Genomic DNA, 7,370 nt, shown 5'->3' with positions numbered 1-7,370 from the left:
TCGTAGGCCTGGCAAAGCACGGTCTTCTCGGTGACCACCTCCTCCAGCCGGTCGAGGCGCATCGCGCGCAGGATCAGGATCTCCTGCTCCATCACCTGTTCCAGCTGGCGCATCAGCATCATTACGACGCTCTCCCGTTCCAGAGCTTCCATCACTCGACCTCCTGGGCGCCGAGCATGGCCTGGAGGACCGCATCGGCGACGCCTATGCCGCCGGAGCGGCTGATCAGTTTCGCGTATTCGTCGTTCATGAAGGACCGCCAGGTTTCCTCGGCTTGGCCGCCGGACAGGAGAGAGCCGCTTAAGCCCGTGCTCATGCCTTCCAGCATCCTGGCGAGGAACACGCTCTCGAACTCGCGGGCGGTCTCCTCGGCCGCGGGCCACTTGCGCAGGGGCGCTGGCTGGCGCGTGGCGTCAGCGGTGTGGAGGGGATCGGGGAAGGGCAGGTCGGCATGCGCCATCACATCACCTCGATCTCGGCCTGCAGCGCGCCGGCCGCCTTGATCGCCTGGATGATCCCGATCATGTCGCGCGGCCCCACCCCCATGGCGTTCAGCCCGTCGACCAGGTCCTGCAGGGTGACGGCACCGCTCAGGACCGCCATGCCCCGGCCACTCTGGTCATCGACCTGGACGTTGGTCTGCGGGGTGACCACCGTCTCGCCGTCGGAGAAGGGTGCGGGCTGGCTCACCTGGGGGGTCTCGGTGACTCGCACGGTGAGGTTGCCCTGAGCGATCGCCACCGTGCTGATCCGGACATTCTCGCCGATCACGATGATGCCCTTGGTCTCATCGACCAGGATGCGCGCGGGCTGGTCCGGATCGATCTTGAGCTGCTCCACCTCGCTCATCAGCAGCGCGATGCGGTCGCGGTAGCCGGCCGGGACCTCCAGGACCACGGTCGCCGGGTCGACCGCCTCAGCACCCACTGTCTTGGACCAGCGGTTGACCGCCGCGGCGATCCGGGCCGCGGTGGTGAAGTCGGGGTTGCGCAGCGCCAGGCGGACCGCCTGCAGGTCGGCCAGTGCGAAGGCGACCTCACGCTCGACGATGGCACCCGACGGGATGCGGGCGCTGGTCGGCACGCCGCGGGTGACCTTCTCCGCCTCGCCGCCGACCTCGAAGCCGCCGGTGGTGAGCGCACCCTGGGCCACGGCATAGATCTCGCCATCGGCACCCATCAGCGGGGTCACCAGCAGCGTGCCCCCGTTCAGGGACTTGGCGTCACCCAGCGCGCTGACGGACACGTCAACGCGGCTGCCCTGCCGGGCAAACGGCGGCAGGGTGGCGGTCACCATCACCGCGGCGACGTTCTTGGTGTTGAGCTTGCCGCCGCGGGTCGCCACGCCCAGCCGGTCGAGCATGGCGGTCAGGCTCTCCTGGGTGAAGGCGGAGTTGCGCAGGCTGTCGCCGGTGCTGTTCAGCCCGACCACCAGGCCGTAGCCGACCAGCACGTTGTCGCGGACACCCTCGAAGTCGGCGACGTCCTTGATGCGCGACTGCGCGGCCAGCGCCGGATCCGGCTGGACCAGCCGGCAGAGCAGGGTGAACAGCAGGAGCAGCGGGAGGGCCAGGCGATGGAACATGGCGGTCGGTCACCCGAAACGGATCGGTCGCCGCCAAGAACAGCAAAGGCCGGGCCAAACCAGTCTCCTGGCTCGGTCCCGGCCTGCTAGTCGAATCATCGCTACATGAAGCCGAATGTCTGCCGAACCCGACCCGGCAATTCCTGCCGGGCCGGTGGCAGCACTTGCCGGCCTACTCCGCGGCTTCCTGCCAGTCCTCCATAGGAGGGCAGGAGCAGATCAGGTTGCGGTCGCCGAACACGTTGTCGACCCGCGCCACGGGCGGCCAGTACTTGTCGTCCCACAAGGGATGGCGGCCCGGATGGAACGCGGTGTCCTGGTCGTAGGCATGGTTCCAGGCCCGGCCGAGCAGGGCGTTCGGGACATGCGGCGCGTTGCGCACCGGGTTGTCCTGCAGCGACCAGGTGCCGTCCTCGACCTTGGCGATCTCCGCGCGGATCGCGATCATCGCGTCGCAGAAGCGGTCCAGCTCGCGCCGGCTCTCGCTCTCGGTGGGCTCGATCATCAGCGTGTCGACCACCGGGAAGGACATGGTCGGTGCGTGGAAGCCGTAGTCGACCAGCCGCTTGGCCACGTCCTCCGGCGTGATGCCCGAGCTTTCCTTGAGTGGGCGCAGGTCGATGATGCACTCGTGGGCGACCCGGCCCTTGGCGCCGCGGTAGAGCACCGGGAAGTGCGGGTGCAGGCGGTTGGCGATGTAGTTGGCGTTCAGGATTGCTACCCTGGTGGCCTGCGCCAGGCCTTCCACGCCCATCATCCGGATATACATCCAGGAGATCGGCAGGATCGAGGCGGAGCCCCAGGGTGCCGCCGAGACGGTGTGGTCGGGCTCGCCGGGCACCGCCGCCGGATTGACCCCTTCCACCACCGGATGGCCCGGCAGATAGGGCGCCAGATGCGCCTTCACGCCGATCGGCCCCATGCCCGGGCCGCCGCCGCCATGCGGGATGCAGAAGGTCTTGTGCAGATTCATGTGGCTGACGTCAGCGCCGAACGTGGCCGGCCGGCACAGGCCGACCATGGCGTTCAGGTTGGCCCCGTCCATGTAGACCTGGCCACCGGCGTCATGGACCAGCTGGCAGATCTCGCGGATCCCTTCCTCGAACACGCCATGGGTCGAGGGGTAGGTGATCATCAGCGCCGCGACCTTGCCCGCGTGCTGGGCGATCTTGGCCTCGAGATCCGGGATCGACACGTTGCCCTGCGCGTCGCAGGCGACTACCACGATCCGCATCCCGGCCATCGCCGCCGAGGCCGGGTTGGTGCCGTGCGCGGAGGAGGGGATCAGGCAGACGTCACGGTCCACATCACCGCGGGCGCGGTGGTAGGCGCGGATCGCGAGCAGCCCGGCATACTCGCCCTGACTGCCGGCATTGGGCTGCAGCGAGACCTGGTCGAAGCCGGTGATGGTCGCCAGCCAGTGCTCCAGGTCGTCCAGGACCAGCCGGTAGCCTTCCCAGCGGTCCTTCGGTGCGAACGGGTGGATCTGGCCGAACTCCGGCCAGGTCACCGGGATCATCTCCGCCGTCGCGTTCAGCTTCATCGTGCAGGAGCCCAGCGGGATCATCGAGCGGTCGAGCGCGATGTCCTTGGACTGCAGATGACGCAGATAGCGCAGCATCTCGGTCTCGCTGTGGTAGAGCGAGAAGGTCGGGTGCTGCAGATAGGCGGACTGGCGCTGCAGCGGCAGCGGCAGGACGCTGGGCAGGGCCTCGTCCAGCTCTTCCACCGACAGCACGCGGTCGCCGAACAGGCCGAGCACCGCTTCCACGGTCGCCCGGGTCGAGGTCTCATCCAGCGACAGGCCGATCCGGTCCGGCCCCATGCGCCGCAGGTCGATGTCCTGCGCGTGGGCCGTCGCCACGATCTCTTCCGCCCGGCCCGGCACGTGCAGGGTCAGGGTGTCGAAGAAGGCGCTGGTTTCGACGGTGACACCGGCCTGGGCGAGGCCACGTGCCAGGATCCGGGTCAGGCGGTGGACGCGCTGCGCGATCCGCCGGATGCCGTCGGGCCCATGATAGACGGCGTAGAAGGCCGCCATCACGGCCAGGAGCACCTGGGCGGTGCAGATGTTGGAGGTGGCCTTCTCGCGGCGGATATGCTGCTCGCGGGTCTGCAGCGCCATGCGCAGCGCCGTGCCGCCGGCGGCATCGCGAGACACGCCGATCAGCCGGCCGGGCATGGAGCGCTTGTGCGCGTCCTTGGTCGCGAAGAACGCGGCATGGGGGCCGCCGAAGCCCATCGGCACGCCGAAGCGCTGGGCGGAGCCCACCACCACGTCGGCACCCATCTCGCGGGGCGGAGTCAGGACCGCCAGTGCCAGGAGGTCGGAGGTGACGATCGCGAGGCCGCCGCCTCGCTGGATCGCCTCGATCGGCCCGCGCAGGTCACACACCTGGCCGGACGAGCCGGGGTAGGAGAGCAGGCCGCCGAACAGGTCTTCCGGCAGCCCATCGTCGAGCCCGCCCACCACCACCTCGATGCCGAGCGGCTCGGCGCGGGTGCGCAGGACGGCCAGCGTCTGCGGGTGGGTGTCGGCGTCGACGAAGAAGCGCATCGACTTGGACTTCGCCACGCGCAGGGCCATGGTCATGGCCTCGGCCGCCGCGGTCGCCTCGTCGAGCAGCGAGGCGTTGGCGATCTCCATGCCAGTCAGGTCCTGCACGGCCTGCTGGAAGATCAGCACCGCCTCCAGCCGGCCCTGACTGACCTCGGCCTGGTACGGCGTGTAGGCGGTGTACCAGCCCGGGTTCTCCAGGACGTTGCGCAGGATCACGTTCGGCGTGTGGGTGCCGTAATAGCCCATGCCGATCAGCGAGGTCGTGATCCGGTTCTTCTGCGCATAGCCGCGCAATTCCGCCAGCGCCTCGTGCTCGTTGGCCGGCGGCTTGATCGCGAACGGGCGCCTCGCCAGGATTGCTGCCGGGATCGTCTCCTCGATCAGCTCATCCAGCGTGGTGAGCCCCAGCGTCTGGAGCATCGCCGCCTGCTCGGCGGCATCCGGGCCGATATGCCGGCGCACGAAGGCATTGTGGTCCTCGAGCGCGGCGAGAGGCAGGTCCTCCATCGTCATGAACGTGCCTTCAGTCCAGCGTGGCGATGTAGGCGTCGTAGTCGGCGCGGGACATCAGCTCGTCCAGCTCCGAAAGGTCCGAGGCCTCGATCCTGCAGAACCAGGCATCGCCCTCGGCGCCGAGATTGACCGAGCCCGGCTCGTCGACGATCGCCTGATTGGCCGCGACGATCTTGCCGGAGATCGGGGCATAGACCTCCGAGGCGGCCTTGACGCTCTCGACCACCGCCATGTCGCCGCCCTTCTCGACGACGGTGCCGACCTCGGGCAGCTCGACGAACACGACGTCGCCCAGTTGCTGCTGGGCGTGGTCGGTGATGCCGACCGTGGCGACGTCGCCCTCGACCTTCACCCATTCATGGTCCTTGGTGTAGCGCGTAGTCATGCGATCAGGCTCCTCGGCGGGCATAGCGGTGCGGGGTGAAGGGCAGCTTGACGACGGTGGCGGGCAGCGGCTTGCCGCGCACCAGGATATGTACGGCAGTGTCGGGCGCCGCCTGGGCAGCGACGACATAGCCCATCGCGATCGGGCCGCCGACGCTAGGGCCGAAGCCGCCTGAGGTGACCTTGCCGATCGGCGAGCCGTCAGTCGTGGTGATCTCGGCACCCTCGCGGGCAGGGGCCTTGCCCTCGGGCCTCAGCCCGACCAGCCGGCGCGCGGGCTTCTCGGCGATCTCGCGCAGGATCCGCTCGGCCCCGGGAAACCCGCCTTCCTCGCGGCGGCGCTTGCCAATCGTCCAGGCGAGGTTCGCTTCCACCGGGGAAGTGGTCGTGTCGATGTCGTGGCCGTAGAGGCAAAGCCCCGCCTCCAGGCGCAGCGAATCGCGCGCACCCAGGCCGATCGGCTTCACTTCCTCCATGGCGAGCAGGGTGCGGGCGAACTTGACCGCATGATCCGCCGGCACGCTCAGCTCCACCCCATCCTCGCCGGTGTAGCCCAGCCGCGAGATCCGCACCTCGACGCCCTGAACGGTGGTGACGAGGCTTTCCATGAAGCCCAGCCGCTCGACCTCCGGCACGATCCGCGCGACGCAGGCGACCGCCTGCGGCCCCTGCAGGGCCAGGAGCGCCCGGTCGGCCAGATGGGTAACCTGGTGCTCTGGCTCGAGCCCTGCCTTCAGGTGGGCGAGGTCGGCTTCGGTCCCGCCCGCGTTCACCACGACATACAGCCGGTCCGGCGCGTCCCTGGTGATGATCAAATCGTCCAGGATGCCGCCGTCCTCGGCGGTCAGCACCGTGTAGCGCGCCTTGCCCTCGCCCAGGCCCACGATGTCGGCCGGCACCAGGCGCTCGATCGCCCTGGCCGGATCAGGCCCGGTGATCAGGAGCTGGCCCATGTGCGACACGTCGAACAGCCCGGCGGCCGAGCGGGTATGCAGGTGCTCGGTCAGGATCCCGGTGGGATACTGGACCGGCATGTCCCAGCCCGCGAACGGCACTATGCGGGCGCCCAGCTCGCGATGCAGGCCGTTCAGCGGCGTGGTCTTGATGGAATCGGGCAACAGGACCTCCGGCAGACGCAGGACCGAGCCGGACCTCCGGATCGGTTGCGCCCCCTCTGTCCCGTACCTGAGAGCTTACACGGAGCCCTGCCCGGTCTGACCCGGACAGTGCCACGCTCCCCTTCGGTGGGCCGCGTCGATGCGGCCTCTCTCCAGAGCGCCTGTGTCCCCTGCGGTCCTTCTGCCTGAGAGTTTCCGGGGCGGTTGCTCCTTCGGCGCCGCGCCTCGCAGCACGGTCTCTCCCGCAGACACAAATCGGCGTGGCCTTGAGCGTAGCCCGCCGCCCGGGCGAATCAAGCCTTCCCGTGGGGCGTCGTCACGCTTCGGGCGCGTCGCCCACCTCGTCCAGGTCGAGGATGATCGGCCGATAGCCCCAGTGGGTCAGCAGCCGGGTCAGCTCCGCGCTGCGGATCGACACGGTGGCCTCGTTGGTGAGCGGGTGATAGTTCAGGATCTCGTGGCGCAGCATCTTGGCGTCCAGCACCGGCTGCACCTTGCGCTCGACGTCGTTGATCAGCGCGAACGGGGTAACCGAACCCGGCGTGACGCCAAGCGTCGCCAGGAGCAGCTCGGCATTGCCGAACGAGAGGCGCGCCGCACCCAGGCGCCTCGCCAGGGCGTTGATCCGCACCTCCTGGCTGTCCAGGCAGACCACCAGGAACAGCTGGCCCTTCTTGTCCTTGAGGAACAGGTTCTTGCAGTGGCCGCCCGGCAGATGCGCCGTATGAGCCTGGGCCTCCTCCACTGTGTAGACCGGCGGGTGCTCGTGGGTGGCCGCCACGATGCCGAGCTCGGCCAGGAGGCCCATCAACTGGTCGCGCGCGCTCATCGATGACTTCCGCTCTAAGCAATGGGTGGCATGAACGGGCGAACTAGCTTTGACGGATGGGCTCGGCAAGGGCGGGCATGAGATGAAGCGAGGGTGAGGCGGCTCCTGCCGCTGGCGGTGCTGGTGGGGCTGGGGCTGGTCAGCCGGGCGCTGCCGGGTGATCTCGACGGGGAAACGCTGCGCAAGCGGCACGCCGAGCTGACCGGCATCGTCGCCGCCTATCCCTTCCTGGCGCCGGCCGTGGCAGACGTGTTCGCAAAAGGCGGCGGCGTCGACCTGTCGGCGCTGGCCGGCACGCCGTGCCGGGGCCGATGGCGGCCGGAGCGGTCCTGGCGGCAGCACCAAAGCTGGCGCCGAAGATAAGGTTCAGGCCTCCACCGCC

At 69.0% G+C, this 7,370-nt stretch carries 7 protein-coding genes and 1 riboswitch; of the genes, 1 reads left to right on the top strand and 6 read right to left on the bottom strand.

What is annotated here, in order from left to right:
- Positions 1 to 151 precede the first annotated feature (151 nt).
- The 6 genes from EQG76_RS28215 to EQG76_RS28190 form a co-directional block, all read right to left on the bottom strand.
- Positions 152 to 460: a rod-binding protein gene (locus EQG76_RS28215; RefSeq protein ID WP_159718425.1), complete on the bottom strand. Its 309-nt coding sequence runs from the start codon at positions 458 to 460 to the stop codon at positions 152 to 154.
- Positions 460 to 1,584 carry a flagellar basal body P-ring protein FlgI gene (locus EQG76_RS28210; protein WP_159718424.1) on the bottom strand — a complete coding sequence of 375 codons (1,125 nt, stop codon included), beginning with the start codon at positions 1,582 to 1,584 and terminating at the stop codon, positions 460 to 462. The genes EQG76_RS28215 and EQG76_RS28210 overlap by 1 nt, the downstream gene beginning before the upstream one ends.
- 172 nt (positions 1,585 to 1,756) lie before the next feature.
- The gene (gcvP, locus tag EQG76_RS28205; protein WP_159718427.1) at positions 1,757 to 4,651 is read right to left on the bottom strand and encodes an aminomethyl-transferring glycine dehydrogenase; all 2,895 of its coding nucleotides are present in this window, start codon (positions 4,649 to 4,651) and stop codon (positions 1,757 to 1,759) included.
- Between the two features lie 16 nt (positions 4,652 to 4,667).
- Entirely contained in the window at positions 4,668 to 5,042 is a 375-nt protein-coding gene (gene gcvH / locus EQG76_RS28200) for a glycine cleavage system protein GcvH (protein ID WP_159718423.1), read from the bottom strand.
- 4 nt (positions 5,043 to 5,046) lie between these two features.
- Positions 5,047 to 6,162, bottom strand: a complete 1,116-nt coding sequence (gcvT, locus tag EQG76_RS28195; protein WP_200841194.1) for a glycine cleavage system aminomethyltransferase GcvT — start codon at positions 6,160 to 6,162, stop codon at positions 5,047 to 5,049.
- 160 nt (positions 6,163 to 6,322) lie between these two features.
- A riboswitch (glycine riboswitch) is annotated at positions 6,323 to 6,414 on the bottom strand.
- A 61-nt stretch (positions 6,415 to 6,475) separates the two neighbouring features.
- Positions 6,476 to 6,988 carry a prolyl-tRNA synthetase associated domain-containing protein gene (locus EQG76_RS28190; RefSeq protein ID WP_159718421.1) on the bottom strand — a complete coding sequence of 171 codons (513 nt, stop codon included), beginning with the start codon at positions 6,986 to 6,988 and terminating at the stop codon, positions 6,476 to 6,478.
- Between the two features lie 93 nt (positions 6,989 to 7,081).
- On the opposite strand from EQG76_RS28190, the gene EQG76_RS28185 reads away from it, so the two are divergent.
- Positions 7,082 to 7,351 (top strand): hypothetical protein, encoded by a 270-nt coding sequence (locus EQG76_RS28185; protein WP_159718420.1) that lies wholly within the window; start codon positions 7,082 to 7,084, stop codon positions 7,349 to 7,351.
- Positions 7,352 to 7,370: the final 19 nt, after the last annotated feature.

Source organism: Geminicoccus flavidas (assembly GCF_009806515.1).
GTDB classification, from domain to species: Bacteria; Pseudomonadota; Alphaproteobacteria; order Geminicoccales; family Geminicoccaceae; genus Geminicoccus; species Geminicoccus flavidus.
The sequence above is the reverse complement of the archived record's forward strand: the minus strand, read 5'-3'. Positions and strand labels throughout refer to the sequence as shown.

Bases quoted from the DNA above. Each gene is read 5' to 3' on its own strand.
- EQG76_RS28215 (WP_159718425.1), bottom strand. From the start codon at position 460: ATGGCGCATGCCGACCTGCCCTTCCCCGATCCCCTCCACACCGCTGAC.
- EQG76_RS28210 (WP_159718424.1), bottom strand. From the start codon at position 1,584: ATGTTCCATCGCCTGGCCCTCCCGCTGCTCCTGCTGTTCACCCTGCTC.
- gcvP (WP_159718427.1), bottom strand. From the start codon at position 4,651: ATGGAGGACCTGCCTCTCGCCGCGCTCGAGGACCACAATGCCTTCGTG.
- gcvH (WP_159718423.1), bottom strand. From the start codon at position 5,042: ATGACTACGCGCTACACCAAGGACCATGAATGGGTGAAGGTCGAGGGC.
- EQG76_RS28190 (WP_159718421.1), bottom strand. From the start codon at position 6,988: ATGAGCGCGCGCGACCAGTTGATGGGCCTCCTGGCCGAGCTCGGCATC.